The following is a 17,744-nucleotide window of genomic DNA, read 5'->3' as shown; positions in this document are numbered from 1 at the left end:
ATGCAATCTACTTCTCCGGCCGTCGCAGTGCCGGGCCCGGACTGGCGCAAGGCGCTCGACACGGAACTCGACAGCAACGAGAACGTCTTGGCCACCCTGGAGGTTGACATCGACGCGGCGATGCACTTCAACACCGGAGCGTTGGTCCTGACCGAGAAGCGGCTGCTAGCTTGCGTGGACGGCCAGTGGGCTGACTGGCAACTGGCTGACGGCATGGTGCTGCGCCACGGCGACCATGCGGGAATTGGCACGCTGGAGTTGCTGGATCGCACGCGGCGCGTGGCTTTGTGGCGCTTCACGCTGGCGCAGCAGCGCGCGGTGCTGGCCTTCGTCGCCCGTTTCGAGCGCCTGCAATCGGGCGAGCCCGCGCCGGAGGAGGCCGCCAGCGAGGACGAGGCCGACGAGGACACCCGCCCGCCCTCGACCTGGGTCCTGCTGCGCCTGGCCCGCTTCGCCCGCCCGTACCGCAAGCAGCTGGCCATCGGCTTCGGGCTGACGCTCGCGTCCACCGCCGCGACGCTGGTGCCGCCCTACCTGACCATCCCGCTGATGGACAAGGTGCTGATCCCGTTCCAGAACGGCCAGCGCATCGACGCCGGCTACGTGCTGCTGCTGCTGGCCGGACTGCTCGGCTCGGCGCTGCTGGCGTGGAGCCTGGGCTGGGCGCGCACCTGGCTGCTGGCCCTGGTGTCCGAGCGCATCGCGGCCGACCTGCGCACCACGGCCTTCGAGCACCTGCTGCAGCTGTCGCTGGACTACTTCGGCGGCAAGCGCACCGGCGACCTGGTGGCGCGCATCGGCTCCGAGACCGACCGCATCTCGGTCTTCCTGTCGCTACACGCGCTGGACTTCGCCACCGACGTCCTGATGTTCGCCATGACGGCGGCCATCCTGTTCTCGATCAACCCCTGGCTGGCGCTGGCGACGCTGCTGCCGCTGCCCTTCATCGCCTGGATGATCCACGCCGTGCGCGACCGCCTGCGCACCGGCTTCGAGAAGATCGACCGAGTCTGGAGCGACGTGACCAGCGTGCTGGCCGACACCATCCCGGGCATCCGCGTGGTCAAGGCCTTCGCGCAGGAGCGGCGCGAGGCGCAGCGCTTCCGCGAGGCCAACCAGGCCAACCTGGTCGTCAACGACAAGCTCAATAAGACCTGGAGCCTGTTCTCGCCGACCGTGTCGCTGCTGACCGACGTCGGCCTGCTGGTGGTCTGGGCCTTCGGCATCTGGCTGGTGAGCAAGAGCGAGATCACGGTGGGCGTGCTCACGGCCTTCATCGCGTACATCGGACGCTTCTACACGCGGCTGGACTCGATGAGCCGCATCGTCTCGGTCACGCAGAAGGCAGCCGCCGGCGCCAAGCGCATCTTCGACATCCTGGACCACGTGTCCAACGTGCCCGAGCCGGCGCAGCCAGTGAAGATCGAATCGCTACGAGGCGCGATCGACATGCAGGGCCTGGGCTTCCGCTACGGCAACCGCAGCGTGATCCGCGGCCTGGACCTGTCGATCCGCCCCGGCGAAATGATCGGCCTGGTGGGCCACAGCGGATCGGGCAAGAGCACGCTGGTCAACCTGATCTGCCGCTTCTACGACGTGACCGACGGCGCCATCAAGGTCGACGGCACCGACATCCGGCGCTTCGGCGTGGCCGACTACCGGCGCCACATCGGCCTGGTGCTTCAGGAGCCCTTCCTGTTCTTCGGCACCATCGCCGAGAACATCGCCTACGGCCGCCCTGACGCCACCCGCGCCGAGATCGTCGCCGCCGCGCGCGCCGCGCACGCGCACGAGTTCATCCTGCGCCTGCCCCTGGGCTACGACTCCATGGTCGGCGAACGCGGCCAGGGCCTGTCGGGCGGCGAGCGCCAGCGCATCTCGATCGCCCGCGCGCTGCTGATCGACCCGCGCATCCTGATCCTGGACGAAGCCACCTCCAGCGTCGACACGGAAACGGAGAAGGAGATCCAGAAGGCGCTGGACAACCTGGTGCAGGGCCGCACCACCATTGCCATCGCACACCGCCTGTCCACGCTGCGCAAGGCGGATCGGTTGGTGGTGATGGATCGGGGGCGGGTGGTGGAGGTGGGGCCGCACGACGAGTTGATCGCCAAGCAAAGCGCGTATTGGCGGCTGTATGAAGCGCAGGCACGTCAGGTCGATGAGGAAGACCAGCTGCAACTTCCGGCGCCGGTGCATGCAGCGCATCCGGCGGGGGAATGACGATGTTCAAGCTTGAACGGAGTTCATTCGGCCGGCTGGTGCTGACGCTGGCGGACGGCGCGGTGCACGAGGGCGTGGTGCCGGTGCGGGCGTTTCCGCTGGCTGCGCCAGAGGAAGGCGTGTCGCTGGTGAGTGGCGAGGGGCGGGAGGTGGCTTGGGTGGAGCACCTCGGGTCACTTGCTGGTGAGGTCCGCGCCTTGATCGAAGAGGAGCTGGCCGGGCGCGAATTCGTGCCGACGGTGCAGCGCATCGAGGCGGTGTCCAGCTTCTCGACGCCCAGCACGTGGAGCGTGGTGACCGATCGCGGGGCGACGCAGTTCGTGCTGAAAGGGGAAGAAGATATTCGGCGGCTTGGGGACGGGGCGCTGTTGATTGCGAGTGGGGAAGGGATCAACTTTCGGATCGCGAACCGATCTGGACTGGACCGACATTCGCGGAAGTTGTTGGAGCGCTTCCTGTAGAACTCCCTCTCCGCTCCGTCCCCCGCCCTGTCATTCCGGCGGAAGCCGGAATCCATCCCTGCCACCGCCCCGCTTCGTCACCGCCACGACGACAAGCGCCATCCCCAGATGCACCGCCGCCGAGAGCACCTTGACCCCGCCCTGCGCGTGCACATCCACCTGCCATGCGGCGTCGATCGCCTGTCCCGCGAAATTCCATCCCCAGTGCAACCCTAACGCGGCCCATAACGTCCCCGTCCGCCAGAACGCCAGCCCGTAGGCGATGCCGAAGCAAAGCAGCATGAACCACTCGCGCCAGCCCGCACCGAGGCGCCACACGTGGTTGAGGACGTACACGGCCGCCGTCGCGACCACGAACACCAGGCCGCTGCGCGCGAGCGGCGACTGTGCGAACACGCCCCGCGTGAGGATGTCCTCGGCGAGCGAGGGCACGAAGGTGACCAGCAGCAAGGAGAACCACGTCCCCGCATCGATCGCGCGACCGGCCGGGCCGCCCGACAGGTACAGGCCCCAGTGCACGCCGATTGCGATGGCTGCAATCTTCGCGACGACCGCCAGCAGGAAGAGCGCCGCCAGCCAGGCCCACCACTCGTTGCGAGGAGCCAGGCCATAGGCCGACAACGGCCCCGGGCCGCTGCGGCGCCCGAGCCAGAACGCGAGGGGAAAGAACAGCAGCAGCGCCGCCGAGGCCACCCCCGCTGCCACGCCGAGACGCGCGGCGACTTCAGGCAGGTGGTACGCGAGGAAGAGCGGGCCGAAGGCGAAAAGCCAGAAGCGCGGGCGAGCGGCGGACAGCGGGGACACGCACGTATTGTCTGCGGCGCCGCGCCCCACCCACGGACGCCCTGAGAGAGGCGCCGCCTAGATGAAGCGGATGCGCGTGCGGTCTTCGGCGGCGCGCAGGAAGCGGAAGAACGGCCGGTCGCACTCCACCTGCGTTGCCCGGATCCGCGTGCGCAGGTCCACCGGCTCCGGCCCGCCTTCCTGCTCATGGTGGTACCGCGCGAGCTCGTACGACGGCCGCAGGTCGCGCACGTCGCAGTGGCTCAGGTCCCAGGCGTGGAACGCCTGGTGCCCGTGGGTGTCGAGGGAATCGGCGAAGTCGCCGTTGGGGTCTGCATGCGCACTCCTGGGATGGGAAAGTGCGATGGCTTCGGAGTGACCCGCTTCAGGCTGCGAAGCGCTGCCCAGGGCACGAAGGAGGGCGGCGGAGGTCGAGAGGGCAGTGTACGCGTGCTGACTACACTGTGCATTGGCTCGTTTCATGTGATCAACGCGGTGGCACTGCGCAAAGCGGAAAAGTTCGATCGAAATGCAGATTTGCGATCTGTCTTCACTCCACCCGAAAATTCCGGGTGGGGCGTAGTCCTCATCACCCTGGCGGTTCTTGCCCTCGTGTGGCTCGCCTTCGATCGATATCCTGTTGTCGGTCGCTCGCACCAAGCCCCCGCCCCGCCTGCGTCCACTCCAACTCCGCTGCCTACGCCGTCGGTCCACTCTCAAAGTGTGAGAACCCCGCCGCGCGCAACGCGCAGAGAAGTGGTGAAGTGCATCCTTGGTGGTCGGGTGACGTTCTCTGATGGTCCTTGCGAACCCGGCGCGCAAACCAGCGTGGTCACCCTGCAAGAGCCCAACGTCGCAGACCCGGTTCGTCAAGTTCAGAGCACGTTGACGCAAACCCAGCCTCCACCGCAGGCTCACAGCGGCGCCGCGGCCGCAGCGAATGTTTCCGATCATCGAGATGCGAGCATTGATCGCCGCGCGGAGTGTGCTGCGCTGGAACAGGCTGTACTCAGTATCGATGCTCAAGCCCGTCAGCCTCAATCGGCGGCCATGCAGGACTGGCTTGCTTCCGAACGCAAGAAGCACCGAGATCGTCAATTCGCGTTGCGCTGCTGATTACCGAAGGACAGGTATACCGATCTGCCTAAGGTATTCGAAGGTGGAGTCGTAGAACTTCGGGTCTCGCGTTGCATCGCTGGCGGTGCCAGTTGGAACAACAATGGCCACCCCCTGCCGCGCTCGGGTCAGAAGGACTCGATAGGCGTTCTTCTGAAACGTTCGCCGTTCAGGGCTGTTGATGTTCTGCCACTTGCTTCCCACGAAGGCGTGGTGCGTCCAGGCTGACCCTGCAAACCTGAAGTCGCCGTCCCAAACAACACAGCCCCAGTCCAACTCCAAGCCTTGGACGTGAAACTCTGTTGCCACGTCTTCGAGGTAGTAGGACGACCGCACGTCCTCCTTCCCGTCCAAAAACCAGTGGACCGGATCCATCGGTGCGCGCACGTGAATCGCATGCGGCCTTAGTCGCTCCGCCTGGGACGAGACCATGAGACCGTAGCGTTCGTTCCCTCGAGCTTGGGAGCGAACCCACTCCTTGCCGAGATTGACGTCGCGGGTCAGAACGATGGGATAGCTCGGAAGCACTCTAACGAGAGTCCTCACCGCCTCTTGTCGCTCGAGATCAAGCACTTGCTTCACGAGCGTCGAGACGTGTTGCGCCCGGAATGAGCGCATGGACACTGCGAGGTGCAGGCGCTCGTCATTGACAACAGAAAAGGTCGGGGGCGCCTGCCGCAAGAAATCCGCAACCTGGTATTCGCTATCCCGCAGTTCGGCAGGCAAGTGCACCTTCCAGTGGGGGAACCGGCGTGAAAGCGCCTCGAGCCAGCCGCGAATGCCCGCCTCACCCGTATTGATCTCCTGCCCGCCTCCAACCAGACAGACGATCACTGCCCAATCAGGGTGCCGGTCCATGCACGAAATTAGGTACTCCGGCTCGGACATATCGAACCCGGCCTGGCCGCGCTTCCTCTGCATGAAGGCTGCAGTTTGCGTCAAATTCCATGCGCGTTGAGCCTCATCGAACACAGCTACGTGGTCAACGGGCGGTCGCTGGTCGCGCAAGTATTCGTCGCGGAAGTGGTGGACGTTCTGGATGAAGGACTTGACGGTTGTCAGCGCAGCAGACTTAGTCAACTTCTCTCCGCGCGCGCGCGTGCGACGGACCTGATCTCTCGTGAGCGCCTCTCGCAGAACAGCAACAAGGGGCCCGTTGCCAGACAGGAAAACAGAATGAGTGTCGCCTTGCTGCGCGTGCGTGGCCGCGACGTTCAAACCAACCAGTGTTTTCCCCGCACCGGGCACGCCCGTGACAAAGCAAATCGCCTTCTGTCGCGATTCGCGGCATTGTTCGATCAAGGCATCAACGGCGCTAGAAGTCTCTCGTAGGTTTCTCTCCTCGGCGCCGAACCGCGAGATCTCCGCGACGCCATGGCCAGAGTAAAGCGCTAATGCCGCTTCAATGATGCTTGGCGTTGGGGCATAGCGACCAGCATCCCAGTCTCGCGCCACGACGAGCGATTGCGGTCTGGATTGGAGAACATGATCCAGGACAGCATCCAACTGGGCAGAGTTACAGCAGATCGGAACGAGGACGCCATCGTCTCTGACGCTTGTTGCAGTCCTGATAGGCCGTGCAGGAGCGTCTGTCGCAACAAGCACCGGGCATAGCACCTTGTCGTGCGATGTCTCATGGAAGTTCTTCAGGTCAAGCGCGTAGTCCCAAACCTGATCCAGTGCGGCGGCAGTGTATTGCTTCGCGCCCACCTTGAATTCGATGACGAAGACAACTCCGCCAAGAACCAACACGACATCAATACGCCTTCCAAGCCTCGGAACCGCGTACTCAAAAAAAACCCCGCCAGTTGAGGCAGGGTGAGACCTGAGCGCGGACGTGAGACAGCGAATCTGCTGTTCCCAAGAGAGCAGTTGGGCGGGCTCTATTGGACCGTCATCGCTCGCGGCGCGTGACAACGTGCCCAGAATCCGCGTGTTCTCCTCATCGAGGAATGTCGCGAGGTCACTGCTGTAATAAGCGCGCGAGCGTGCCACTCTGTAACTGGCAGCTGCAACTTCAGACGTCGATGTTTGCGGCGCGGAGCGCATTCGTCTCGATGAAGTCCCTGCGCGGCTCCACCTCATCGCCCATCAGCATCGTGAACACCTTGTCCGCCTCGATCGCGTCCTCGATCTGCACGCGCAGCAGGCGGCGCACGTTGGGGTCCATGGTGGTTTCCCACAGCTGCTCGGGGTTCATCTCGCCCAGGCCCTTGTAGCGCTGGCGCGAGGTGGCGCGCTCGGCTTCCGAGAGGAGCCAGCGCATGGCCTGGCGGAAGTCGCCCACGCGTTCTTCCTTCTGCCGTTCGCCTTCGCCGCGCATCACGCGCGCGCCCTCGTGCAGCAGGCCGCGGAAGGTGTCGGCGGCTTCGGCTAGCGCCTTGTAGTCGGCGCCGTGCACGAAGTCCTGCGTGATCACGCTGCTCTTCACGTTGCCGTGGTGGCGGCGGCTGATGCGCAGCACGGGCTTGTCGGTGCGGGCGTCGAACTCGCCCGCGACTTCGGCCGGCGCCTGGTTGCTGGCGCGGTCCAGTTCCTGCAACTTCGTTTGCAGGGCGACCGCGCTGGCTTCGGCGTCGGCCACGGTGTCCAGGTTCAGGCGCACGCCGTCAGCGATGGCGCGCAAGGCTTCGGCATCCATGAAGTTGGTCAGGCGGTGGATGACCTGCTCGGCCACCTGGTGCTTGCGCGCCAGTTCGGCCAATGTGTCGCCCGTCAGCAGGGTGCCGTTGTCGCCGCCCGTGTGCACGCTGGCGCCATTGAGCGCGATGCGCAGCAGGAAGGTGTCGAGGTCGCCGGGCCCTTGCAGGTACAGCTCCTCCTTGCCGGCCTTGACCTTGTACAGCGGCGGCTGCGCGATGTAGATGTGGCCACGCTCCACCAGCTCGGGCATCTGGCGGTAGAAGAACGTGAGCAGCAGCGTGCGGATGTGCGCGCCGTCCACGTCCGCGTCGGTCATGATGATGATGCGGTGGTAGCGCAGCTTGGCGACGTTGAAGTCGTCGGTGTCACCCTTGCCGTTGCTGTTGATGGTGCCGGCCTTGCCGATGCCGGTGCCCAGCGCGGTGATCAGCGTCAGGATTTCATTGCTGGTCAGCAGCTTCTCGTAGCGCGCCTTCTCCACGTTCAGGATCTTGCCGCGCAGCGGCAGGATGGCCTGGAACTTCCGGTCGCGGCCCTGCTTGGCGCTGCCGCCGGCGGAGTCGCCCTCCACGATGTAGATCTCGCACATCGCGGGGTCCTTCTCCTGGCAGTCCGCCAGCTTGCCCGGCAGGCCCATGCCATCGAGCACGCCCTTGCGGCGCGTCATCTCGCGCGCCTTGCGCGCCGCTTCACGCGCACGCGCGGCTTCGATGATCTTGCCGACGATGATCTTGGCGTCGTTGGGCCGCTCCTGCAGGTAGTCGCCCAGCGTGCGGGCCACCACGTCTTCCACCGGGCCGCGCACCTCGCTGGAGACCAGCTTGTCCTTGGTCTGGCTGGAAAACTTGGGCTCGGGCACCTTGACGCTCAGCACGCAGGTGAGGCCTTCGCGCATGTCGTCGCCGCTGACTTCCACCTTGGCCTTCTTGGCCAGCTCGCTCTCTTCGATGTACTTGTTGATGACGCGAGTCATCGCCGCGCGCAGGCCGGTGAGGTGCGTGCCGCCATCGCGCTGCGGGATGTTGTTGGTGAAACAGAGCACCTGCTCGTTGTAGCCGCTGTTCCACTGCATCGCCACCTCGACACCGATGTTGGTGCCCTGGTCGCTCTGCCGGTCGCCCATGGCGACGAAGGCATTCGGGTGCAGGACGCTCTTGCCCTTGTTGATGTAGTCGACGAAGCCCTTCACGCCACCGGCGCCGGCGAAGTCGTCGGTCTTGCCGGTGCGCTCGTCGTGCAGCTTGATGTTGACACCGTTGTTCAGGAAGGAGAGCTCGCGCAGCCGCTTCGAGAGGATCTCGTAGTGGAAGTCGTTGTTCTCCTTGAAGATCTCGGTGTCGGGCAGGAAGTGCACCTCGGTGCCGCGCTTGTCCGTGTCGCCCAGGATCTGCATCGGGCGCACTTCCACGCCGTCGCGCATCTCGGTGACGGGGTTCTGCACGAAACCCTTGCTGAACTCCAGCACGTGCACCTTGCCGTCGCGGCGCACGGTCAGGCGCAGCATCTTGGACAGCGCGTTGACACAGCTCACGCCCACGCCGTGCAGGCCACCCGAGACCTTGTAGCTGTTCTGGTTGAACTTGCCGCCGGCGTGCAGTTCCGTCAGCGCGATCTCGGCCGCCGAGCGCTTGGGCTCGTGCTTGTCGTCCATCTTCACGCCGGTGGGGATGCCGCGCCCGTTGTCCACCACGCTGATGGAGTTGTCGGTGTGGATGGTCACCACGATGTCGTCGCAGTGGCCGGCCAGCGCCTCGTCGATGGAGTTGTCGACCACCTCGAACACCAAGTGGTGCAGGCCCGTGCCGTCGCTGGTGTCGCCGATGTACATGCCCGGGCGCTTGCGCACGGCCTCCAGGCCTTCCAGGATCTGGATCGACGACTCGCCGTAGGCGGCGCTGGCGCCGGCCTGGTTGGTGTCGATCTGGGGCTGGAAGTTGGAGCTGTCCTCGCCTGCGGGACCGGTATTCACTTGGTTCTGATCAGACATTCGCGCACTTCTCTCAAACTCTTGAAGGACGGAACCCGCCTGGTGGGGCGGGCTCCTCAGGACGTCGTCATTGCGGGCTCGACCCGCAATCCATGCTCGATCAGGCATGGATTCCGGCTTTCGCCGGAACGACAGTTCATCAAATCCTCATAGGCATGACGACGTACTTGAAGTTGGCGTCTTCCGGGTTGGTGATGAGCGCGGAACTGTTGGAGTCGGCCAGTTCCAGCTTCACCATGTCCTGGCCCATGTTGGCCAGCGCGTCGATGAGGTAGGTGACGTTGAAGCCGATCTCGATGGCGTCGCCGCCGTAGTCGATGTCGAGTTCGTCGGTGGCCTCTTCCTGCTCGGCGTTGTTGCTGGCGACCTTCAGGGTGCCCGGCTCCAGGTTCAGGCGCACGCCCTTGAACTTCTCGCTCGTCAGGATGGCGGTGCGCTGCAGGCTGGCCAGCAGCGGCACGCGGCCCAGCGTGACGTGGTTCTTGTGGTTCTTGGGGATCACGCGGTTGTAGTCGGGGAACTTGCCCTCGACCAGCTTGGTGACGAACTCCATCCCCTCGAACGAGAACTTGGCCTGGTTGCTGGCGAACTGCATCTCGATGGCGCCTTCGCCTTCGACCAGCAGGCGCTGCATCTCCAGCACCGTCTTGCGCGGCAGGATCACCTCTTGCCGCGGCACTTCCTTGTCCAGCGTGGCGCTGGCGAACGCCAGGCGGTGGCCGTCGGTGGCCACCAGCGACAGCTGCTTGCCTTCGGCCACGAACAGGATGCCATTGAGGTAGTAGCGGATGTCGTGCACCGCCATCGCGAAGGACACCTGCGCCAGCAGGCCCTTGAGCGTCTTCTGCGGCACGCTGAAGGCGGGGCCGAAGTTCGCGGCTTCCTGCACCAGCGGGAAGTCCTCGGCCGGCAGCGTCTGCAGCGAGAAGCGCGACTTGCCGCCCTTGAGCACCAGCTTGTTCTGGCTGGACTCGAGGCTCACCGTCTGGTCGGACGGCATCGTGCGCAGGATGTCGATCAACTTGCGCGCGCCCACCGTGGTGGTGAAGTTGCCGGTGTCGCCGCCCAGGTCCGCGGTGGTGCGGATCTGGATCTCCAGGTCGCTGGTGGTCAGCTGCACCTGCCCGCCCGTCTTGCGAATCAGCACGTTCGCCAGGATCGGGAGCGTATGGCGGCGTTCGACGATGCCCGCCACGGACTGCAGCACCGAGAGCACCTTCTCCTGGGGAGCCTTCAGGACGATCATGCTGTTCCCTCTTTCCTCTTGGTATTTGTCTTTGATTAAAGGTCGTAGTCGCTAGACAAGGGCTGGCGTCCTGGGGGGGACAAACGCCATTTTCCCCTTTTTCATCAGGCACTTGCCGCCGCGCAGATCCAGTCCGTCGTCCCCGCGGAGGCGGGGACCCACCGCTTCCCTTCGGGTGCGGCGATCCACCCTCACCCCTTCAGCGTCTGTTCCAGCACGTGCAGCTGCTGGTTCAACTCGGACACCGTCTGGCGCTCGCCGGCGATCTTGCGCACGGCGTGCAGCACGGTGGTGTGGTCGCGGCCGCCGAACAGCTCGCCGATCTCCGGCAGGCTCTTTTGCGTGAGCTCCTTGGCCAGGTACATGGCGATCTGGCGCGGGCGCGCGATGGAGGCCGGCCGCTTCTTGGAATACATGTCGGCGACCTTGATCTTGTAGTAGTCGGCCACCGTCTTCTGGATGTTCTCCACGCTGATCTGCCGGTTCTGGATGGACAGCAGGTCGCGCAGCGCCTCGCGGGCGAGCTGGATGGAGATGTCCTTCTGGTTGAAGCGGCTGTACGCCAGGATCTTGCGCAACGCGCCTTCGAGCTCGCGCACGTTGGAGCGCACGTTCTTGGCCACGAAGAAGGCGACCTCCTCGGGCATCTCGGCGCTTTCGCTGCGGGCCTTGTTGATCAGGATGGCCACGCGCATCTCCAGCTCCGGCGGCTCGATGGCCACCGTCAGGCCGGAGTCGAAGCGCGAAACCAGGCGCTCGTGGATGTCGGCCAGCCCCTTGGGGTAGGTGTCCGACGTCATCACGATGTGGCTCTTCCTGGCCAGCAGGGCCTCGAAGGCGTTGAAGAACTCCTCCTGCGTGCGGTCCTTGTTGGCGAAGAACTGCACGTCGTCGATGAGCAGCAGGTCCAGGCTGTGGTACTTGTTCTTGAACTCGTCGAAGGTCTTGCGCTGGTACGCCTTGACCACATCGCTGACGAACTGCTCGGCGTGGATGTAGAGAACTTTGGCGGCCGGGTTGTCGGCCAGCAGCTTGTTGCCCACCGCGTGCATCAGGTGGGTCTTGCCCAGGCCGACGCCGCCGTAGATGAACAAGGGGTTGTACATCACCCCCGACGAGGTGGCCACGTGCATGGCCGCGGCCCGCGCCATGCGGTTGGCCGTGCCCTCCACCAGGGTGTCGAACGTCAGCGCCGTGTTGAGCCGGGTCTTGAAGCCGCCGGCGCTGGGATCGGCGTGGTCCTCGGCGATGTCGGCCGGCTCGGCGGCCGGCGGGATCTCCGACGACGACGGCGTGGCGTAAGTCTTGGCGGGGCTTTCGCGCTGAGCGAGCGCCAACTCAAGCTGCACGGGCTGGCCGTAGATCTTCTCCAGCGTGGCCGCGATGCGGCCGGCGTACTGGGCCCGGATCCAGTCGAGCTTGAAGCGGTTGGCCACCATCAGGGTGACCTTGGAAAAATCGTCCGAGACCCTGGCCGCCAGCGGCTTGATCCAGGTGTTGAACTGCTGTTCGGGCAGTTCCTGGGCCAGCTGGTCGATGCAGGCCTGCCACAGGCTGCCGCCCGCATTGAGAGCGCCGCCTGCTGCCAGGCTGTCGCTGAACCCCTCACTCATCTAGTGGCCGCCTTGTGGATAGTTGTCGTTTGCGGAAGCCTCCCATTGTAGGTTCTCAAGGCCTTATCCACACCGGGTTTTCCGCATGGCCGGGCCATGCTTCCTTGGCTTGACGCGGGGGTGCTTTCTTGCTGGGGTTTGCGGAATCGGGGATAATCGCGGGTTCACCGGAAAGCACAGAACATGAAACGCACCTACCAACCCTCCAAAGTGCGCCGCGCCCGCACCCACGGCTTCCTGGTCCGCATGAAGACCCGTGGCGGCCGCGCCGTCATCAACGCCCGCCGCGCCAAGGGCCGCAAGCGCCTGGCCGTCTGAGGCCGCGCGTCCCGATCGCCCTGAGCTTGCCCTGGGGCCGTCGTTGCAGCGGCTGAAGACCCGGGCGCAGTTCGAGGCCGTCCTAGCCAATGGGCGCACCGTCAGCCGCACCGCGCACTTCGCGCTGCACCGGCTGCCGTTTCCCCCGACGCCGGAACCCGCCGCCGAGACAGGGCCTGGATCCAAGCGATCCCAGGCCCTGTTTGCTGTCCGTTCGGAAGCTTGGATGGGCACCATCGTCCCCAAGCGCTGGGCCCGGCGGGCCGTCACCCGCAACGCCATCAAACGCCAGATCGACGCCGTGAGCCTGGATTTCGAAGCCCGCCTGCCCGCCGCCGTGCACGTGGTGCGGCTGCGTGCCGGCTTCGACAAGGCCCTGTTCCCGAGCGCCACGTCGGTGCCGCTCAAGCGCGCCGTGCGCGCCGAACTGCAGCAGCTGTTCGAAGGGGCCAAGGCGTGATCCGCGCGGCGCTCATCGGCCTGGTCAAGGGCTATCGCCTGGTGCTGTCCCCGTGGCTGGGGTCGGCATGCCGCTTCACGCCCACCTGTTCCGCGTACTCGCTCGAAGCCCTCGAGCGCCACGGCGCGGGCTGGGGCAGCTACCTCACGCTGGCGCGCATCGCGCGCTGCCATCCCTGGTGCGCAGGCGGGCACGACCCCGTGCCGCACGCCAAGCCCGCCCTGTTCACCCGCTTCGAGGCCCGCGCCTCGACCAAAGAACCTTCATGAACGACATCCGCCGCTCCATCCTCTGGGTGATCTTCGGCTTCTCGATGGTCCTGCTGTGGGACCAATGGCAGATCCACAACGGTCGCCCGCCGATGTTCGGCCTGGGCACCAAGCCGGCGGTCACCGCGGCCAGCGGCCCGCAAGGCGCCGCCAGTGGCTCGCAGGCGCCGGCGTCTTCGACCGGCACCGCGACGTCGACTGCAGCCGCCGTGCCCGGTGGTCCGGCCACGGCCACGCCCGTCAGCAAGCCCGCCGAGCGCTTCACCGTCGACACCGACCTGATGCGCCTGACCTTCAGCACCGAAGGCGGCACGCTGGTGCGCAACGAACTGCTCAAGATCGCCGCCGATTCGTCGTCGGACAAGGTCACCAGCACCTTCGTGCTGCTGCAGGACTCGCCCGAGCGCGTGTACATCGTGCAGTCGGGCCTGACCGGCGGCGACTTCCCGAACCACACGACGGTGATGACCCCCAGTGGCGACCGCCAGCTGAAGGACGGCGCCAACGAGCTGAACGTGCGCTTCGAATCGCCGGAGAAAAACGGCGTCAAGCTGGTCAAGACCTACACGCTCAAGCGCGGCCACTACGACGTGGGCGTCAAGCACGAGGTGGTCAACACCAGCGGGGCGCCGGTGTCGCCGCGCGTGTACTTCCAGATCCTGCGCGACGCCAAGGACGCGTCCAGCGGCTCGAGCTTCTATTCCACCTTCACCGGCCCGGCGGTCTACACCGAAGAGGGCAAGTACCACACGGTGAAGTTCGAGGACATCGAGAAGAACAAGGCCGAGATCCAGAAGACGTCGTCGCTCGGCTGGGTGGCGATGGTGCAGCACTACTTCACCACCGCGTGGATCCTGCCGCAGGGTGTCCAGCGCGACCTGTTCGTCACCACCGTGCCCAACGTGCAGCAGCCCGCGCTGTCGCCGCACCTGTACGCGGTGGGCATGATCGCCCCGCTGGACGGCGTGGCGCCCGGCGCCAGCAAGGCGGTGGACGCGACGCTGTTCTCCGGCCCGCAGGAAGAAAAGACGCTCGCCGCGGTCGGCCCCGAGCTGGACCGCGTCAAGGACTACGGCCACTTCTACATCATCGCCAAGCCGCTCTACTGGCTGCTGGACAAGATCCACGGCGTGATCGGCAACTGGGGCTGGTCGATCATGGTGCTGGTGCTGATCATCAAGATCGCCTTCTACTGGCTGCAGGCCAAGGGCTACGAGTCGATGGCCAGGATGAAGGCCATCAACCCGCGCGTGATGCAGCTGCGCGAGCGCTACAAGGACAACCCCCAGCAGATGCAGCAGGAGATGATGCGCATCTACAAGGAGGAGAAGGTCAACCCGCTGGGCGGCTGCCTGCCGATCGTGGTGCAGATCCCGGTGTTCATCGCGCTGTACTGGGTGCTGCTGTCCACCGTGGAGATGCGCAACGCGCCGTGGATCGGCTGGATCCGCGACCTGGCCGCGCCGGACCCCTACTTCATCCTGCCGTTCGTGATGACGCTCACGACGCTGCTGCAGACCGCGCTGAACCCCGCGCCGCCGGACCCGATGCAGGCCAAGATGATGTGGATCATGCCGCTGGCGTTCTCGGTCATGTTCTTCTTCTTCCCGGCCGGCCTGGTGCTGTACTGGATCACGAACAACGTGCTGTCGATCGCGCAGCAGTGGCTGATCAACTACCGCATGGGCGTGCCACCGCAGTTCAACTTGCCGAAGTTCGGCAAGGCTGAATCGAAGTAAGACAAGGGCCGCGAATGCGGCCCTTGTCTCGTCACTCCCGCGAAGGCGGGAATCCACCGCTTCCGCCTTCTGCATCGCCATGGAAGCGATGGGTCCCCGCCGCCGCGGGGACGACGGATTCACTTCGCCTTCTTCACCTTCCGGATGATCTCCTGCCGCAGGTCGGTGATCTCGCGCGCGCCGGACATGCGCCCGTCGCACGGCTCCTGCCGCGGGCAGTGGCTGCTGCGCGGGCAGATGATGCGCGCCGGCCGCTCGAGCGCGTCGGGGATCCACGCGATGTTCAGCACGCCCGCCGCGCCCCGGATCGCGGCGGCCGCGTCTTCCGGGATGCGCGCTTCGCCGCCGTGCGTGAGGCACGCATAGGCGATCGAATCGACGATCGCCTGCGCGTCGCCGGTGTGCGACTGCAGCGCCGGCGCGAGGTCGACGCCGACCGACAGCACGTGCGGATTGCCCGCCATGTCCTCGGTGCGCCGCGAATGGCAGCAGTACAGGAGAAAGCGGTCGCCTTCGCGCAGCACCGAAATCTGCGAGCCGCGGTCATTGCCGCGCGTGCGATGCAGCATGCGGAACACCGCCCAGTGCGGGCACGGATCGGAGACCTGGGCCATGTTGCCCCAGGGCAGCGGGATGCCGTTGCCTCGGTAGACCGCGCGCAGGAAGCCGGGAGGGTAGGCGTCGAAGAAGTGCCAGTGCGGGTACGGCGACACCTTCGTCATGCGCCGCATCATCATCGCCGGCGCCAGCTCGATCTTCTCGCCCGCTTCCACGCGATGCGACTCCCGCGTGAGGAAGCGCCGGAACGGCACCTTCGGCGCCAGGAGCGCGCCGGCGAAGAAGCTGCATTCGAAGTCGCGCCACGCATGCAGAACGTCCTGCGGGCTCAGGCCGGCCGGACCCTTGGGGCTGTCGCCGAGTTGGCCGCCCGTGGCGTGCGCTGACTTCAGGCCGTCGCCGCCGTGCAGCACCTTGTGCGCGAGGTGTGAGGCGAGGTCGAACTTCAACCGCGCCGGATGCTTCTGCAGCTCGCGGTTGACGTAGACCGTCGACGGTGAGTCGTAGAACGAGCGCAGCACGCTGCGCAACTCATGCTCGCCGTCCATGGCGAGGATCGGTGGCTGGTCGTACCACTTGAGCTGCAGGCCGTGGTGCTTGCACAGCTTCTGCAGGTCGTCCACGCCGAGCGGGAACCGGCGTTCACCCACCTGCTCGGCCGCACGCTCCAGGTCGGGGAAGTCGTTGCGCGACATCTCCTGGTGCGAGCGGATCAAGAGGTGCGCGAACTGCCGGCCGGTGGTGCCGGTCTGGGCCAGCAGTTCGGGGATCGCGGCCTGCAGCAGCTCCTTGGAAAACAGGAAAGCCGGCTCGAACGGCACGGTCGCGGTCGCCGTGGGGCGTTCCTGCGACGGCGGCGCCGGCGGGGGCTCGCTGGCGTCCAGGAACCAGTGCGGGTCGCGCTGGAAGACGCTCGCCAGTAGCCCGACCAGGTCACCCGACGGCACACGCTTGCCGCTTTCGATCATGCTCAGGTACGACACGGACGGGGCCCGTGCCGCATCGATCTGGATGCAGCGCGCCGACAGCTCTTCCAGCGTCAGCCCATGCGTCTTGCGCAGGCTTCGCAGCTTGCTGCCCAGCAGGTGGCTGTTGCGCAGGTGGGTGGCCATCACCCGATCCTAGCGGCCTTTGTGAAATTCACTCAGTGAAATTTCCGCTGTGAAATTTATGAGCTGCGGCTTCACATAATGAATCCAGTCGCTCCGTTGTCCGGGGCAGGAGTCTTGAAGAAATGGCAACGCGCATCCTCATCCTGGGCGCCTCCTACGGCTCCCTGCTGGCCACCAAGCTGTTGATGGCCGGCCACCGCGTCACGCTGGTCTGCACCCGCTCGACCGCGGACCTGATCAACGGCGAGGGCACCGTCGTGCGGTTCCCGCGCAAGGACAAGCCGGCGGTCTCGATCGCTTCGCGGTCCCTGCCCGGCTCGCTGGACGCCTGCACCCCGGACCAGGCCGACCCGGCCCGCTACGACCTCGTCGTGCTGGGCATGCAGGAGAGCCAGTACGGCCAGGACGGCGTGCGCCAGCTGATGGCGCGCATCGCCAAGGCGCGCGTGCCGGCGCTGGCGATCATGAACATGCCGCCGCTGCCCTACCTGTTCCGCCTGCCGGGCGTGAACGTCGAATCGCTGCAGGCGTGCTTCACCGAGCCGGCCGTCTGGTCCGGCTTCGATCCCAAGCTGGTGTCGCTGGCCTCGCCCGACCCGCAGGCCTTCCGTCCGGCCGACGAACCCAAGAACGTGCTGCAGGTCGGCCTGCCGACCAACTTCAAGGCCGCGCGCTTCGGCACCGAGGCGGCGACGCAACTGCTGCGCCGCCTGGAACGTGACATCGAGCAGGCACGCTTCGAAGGCGAGGAGATCCCCGTCAAGCTGAAGGTGCACGACTCGGTGTTCGTGCCGCTGGCGAAGTGGCCGATGCTGATGACGGGCAACTACCGCTGCATCGAAGACGACGGCATGGTGCCGATCCAGCAGGCGGTGCACGGCGACCTGGAGCGCTCGCGCGAGATCTACCAGTGGGTCGGCAACCTGTGCATGCGTCTGGGCGCGCAGCCCGAGGACCTGGTGCCCTTCGAGAAGTACGCCAACGCCGCGGCGTCGCTGAAGAAGCCGTCGTCGGCCGCGCGTGCGCTGTTCGGCGGCGCCGAGCACATCGAACGCGTCGACAGCCTGGTGCAGCGCCTGGCGCAGCAGTTCGGGTTGCGCCACGCCGCCATCGACCAGACCGTGCGCCTGGTCGATGCGCGGCTGGCGCGCAATCGCGCCGGCCAGCCGCAGGAAGAGCTCGAAGCCGCCTGACGGGCGCGGCCCGCTAGCATCGG

15 protein-coding genes are annotated in these 17,744 nt (G+C 65.9%); 8 read left to right on the top strand and 7 right to left on the bottom strand.

What is annotated here, in order from left to right; translation table 11 throughout:
• The gene (locus I8E28_RS02020; protein ID WP_200786180.1) at positions 1-2,223 is read left to right on the top strand and encodes a cyanophycin metabolism-associated ABC transporter; all 2,223 of its coding nucleotides are present in this window, start codon (positions 1-3) and stop codon (positions 2,221-2,223) included.
• The gene (locus tag I8E28_RS02015) at positions 2,220-2,684 is read left to right on the top strand and encodes a cyanophycin metabolism-associated DUF1854 family protein (RefSeq protein ID WP_200786179.1); all 465 of its coding nucleotides are present in this window, start codon (positions 2,220-2,222) and stop codon (positions 2,682-2,684) included. The genes I8E28_RS02020 and I8E28_RS02015 overlap by 4 nt, the downstream gene beginning before the upstream one ends.
• A gap of 30 nt (positions 2,685-2,714) precedes the next feature.
• Here I8E28_RS02015 and I8E28_RS02010 read toward each other — a convergent pair whose 3' ends face one another.
• Positions 2,715-3,488: a CPBP family glutamic-type intramembrane protease gene (locus tag I8E28_RS02010; protein WP_200786178.1), complete on the bottom strand. Its 774-nt coding sequence runs from the start codon at positions 3,486-3,488 to the stop codon at positions 2,715-2,717.
• Between the two features lie 57 nt (positions 3,489-3,545).
• Complete coding sequence (locus I8E28_RS02005; RefSeq protein WP_200786177.1) at positions 3,546-4,124, bottom strand: hypothetical protein; 579 nt, start codon at positions 4,122-4,124, stop codon at positions 3,546-3,548.
• A 102-nt stretch (positions 4,125-4,226) separates the two neighbouring features.
• Here I8E28_RS02005 and I8E28_RS02000 point away from each other — a divergent pair, with 102 nt between their 5' ends.
• Positions 4,227-4,583, top strand: a complete 357-nt coding sequence (locus tag I8E28_RS02000) for a hypothetical protein (protein ID WP_200786176.1) — start codon at positions 4,227-4,229, stop codon at positions 4,581-4,583.
• On the opposite strand, the gene I8E28_RS01995 is transcribed toward I8E28_RS02000, so the two are convergent.
• The 4 genes from I8E28_RS01995 to dnaA form a co-directional block, all read right to left on the bottom strand.
• Entirely contained in the window at positions 4,584-6,578 is a 1,995-nt protein-coding gene (locus tag I8E28_RS01995; protein WP_338050705.1) for a DUF2075 domain-containing protein, read from the bottom strand.
• Positions 6,579-6,600: 22 nt separating this feature from the next.
• Positions 6,601-9,213 carry a DNA topoisomerase (ATP-hydrolyzing) subunit B gene (gene gyrB / locus I8E28_RS01990; RefSeq protein WP_200786174.1) on the bottom strand — a complete coding sequence of 871 codons (2,613 nt, stop codon included), beginning with the start codon at positions 9,211-9,213 and terminating at the stop codon, positions 6,601-6,603.
• Positions 9,214-9,352: 139 nt separating this feature from the next.
• Positions 9,353-10,459 carry a DNA polymerase III subunit beta gene (dnaN, locus tag I8E28_RS01985; RefSeq protein WP_200786173.1) on the bottom strand — a complete coding sequence of 369 codons (1,107 nt, stop codon included), beginning with the start codon at positions 10,457-10,459 and terminating at the stop codon, positions 9,353-9,355.
• 191 nt (positions 10,460-10,650) lie between these two features.
• Positions 10,651-12,072, bottom strand: coding sequence for a chromosomal replication initiator protein DnaA (gene dnaA / locus I8E28_RS01980; protein WP_200786172.1), 1,422 nt, complete (start codon positions 12,070-12,072; stop codon positions 10,651-10,653).
• 183 nt (positions 12,073-12,255) lie between these two features.
• Between dnaA and rpmH the strand changes: the two genes are divergently transcribed.
• The 4 genes from rpmH to yidC are packed head-to-tail and all read left to right on the top strand — an operon-like array spanning position 12,256 to position 14,858.
• On the top strand, positions 12,256-12,390 hold the full coding sequence (gene rpmH / locus I8E28_RS01975) for a 50S ribosomal protein L34 (protein ID WP_027101598.1): 135 nt from the start codon (positions 12,256-12,258) through the stop codon (positions 12,388-12,390).
• A gap of 43 nt (positions 12,391-12,433) precedes the next feature.
• Entirely contained in the window at positions 12,434-12,850 is a 417-nt protein-coding gene (locus tag I8E28_RS01970; RefSeq protein ID WP_200786171.1) for a ribonuclease P protein component, read from the top strand.
• Positions 12,847-13,119, top strand: coding sequence for a membrane protein insertion efficiency factor YidD (gene yidD, locus I8E28_RS01965; RefSeq protein WP_200786170.1), 273 nt, complete (start codon positions 12,847-12,849; stop codon positions 13,117-13,119). The genes I8E28_RS01970 and yidD overlap by 4 nt, the downstream gene beginning before the upstream one ends.
• Complete coding sequence (gene yidC / locus I8E28_RS01960) at positions 13,116-14,858, top strand: membrane protein insertase YidC (RefSeq protein ID WP_200786169.1); 1,743 nt, start codon at positions 13,116-13,118, stop codon at positions 14,856-14,858. The genes yidD and yidC overlap by 4 nt, the downstream gene beginning before the upstream one ends.
• Positions 14,859-14,977: 119 nt before the next feature.
• Here the strand turns inward: yidC and I8E28_RS01955 are convergent, their stop codons facing one another.
• Positions 14,978-16,528, bottom strand: coding sequence for a DUF3612 domain-containing protein (locus I8E28_RS01955; protein ID WP_200786168.1), 1,551 nt, complete (start codon positions 16,526-16,528; stop codon positions 14,978-14,980).
• A 122-nt stretch (positions 16,529-16,650) separates the two neighbouring features.
• On the opposite strand from I8E28_RS01955, the gene I8E28_RS01950 reads away from it, so the two are divergent.
• Positions 16,651-17,721 (top strand): ketopantoate reductase family protein, encoded by a 1,071-nt coding sequence (locus I8E28_RS01950; RefSeq protein ID WP_200786167.1) that lies wholly within the window; start codon positions 16,651-16,653, stop codon positions 17,719-17,721.
• Positions 17,722-17,744 lie beyond the last annotated feature (23 nt).

Origin of the sequence: Ramlibacter algicola (genome assembly GCF_016641735.1) — a bacterium.
Lineage (GTDB): Bacteria > Pseudomonadota > Gammaproteobacteria > Burkholderiales > Burkholderiaceae_C > Ramlibacter > Ramlibacter algicola.
The sequence above is the reverse complement of the archived record's forward strand: the minus strand, read 5'-3'. Positions and strand labels throughout refer to the sequence as shown.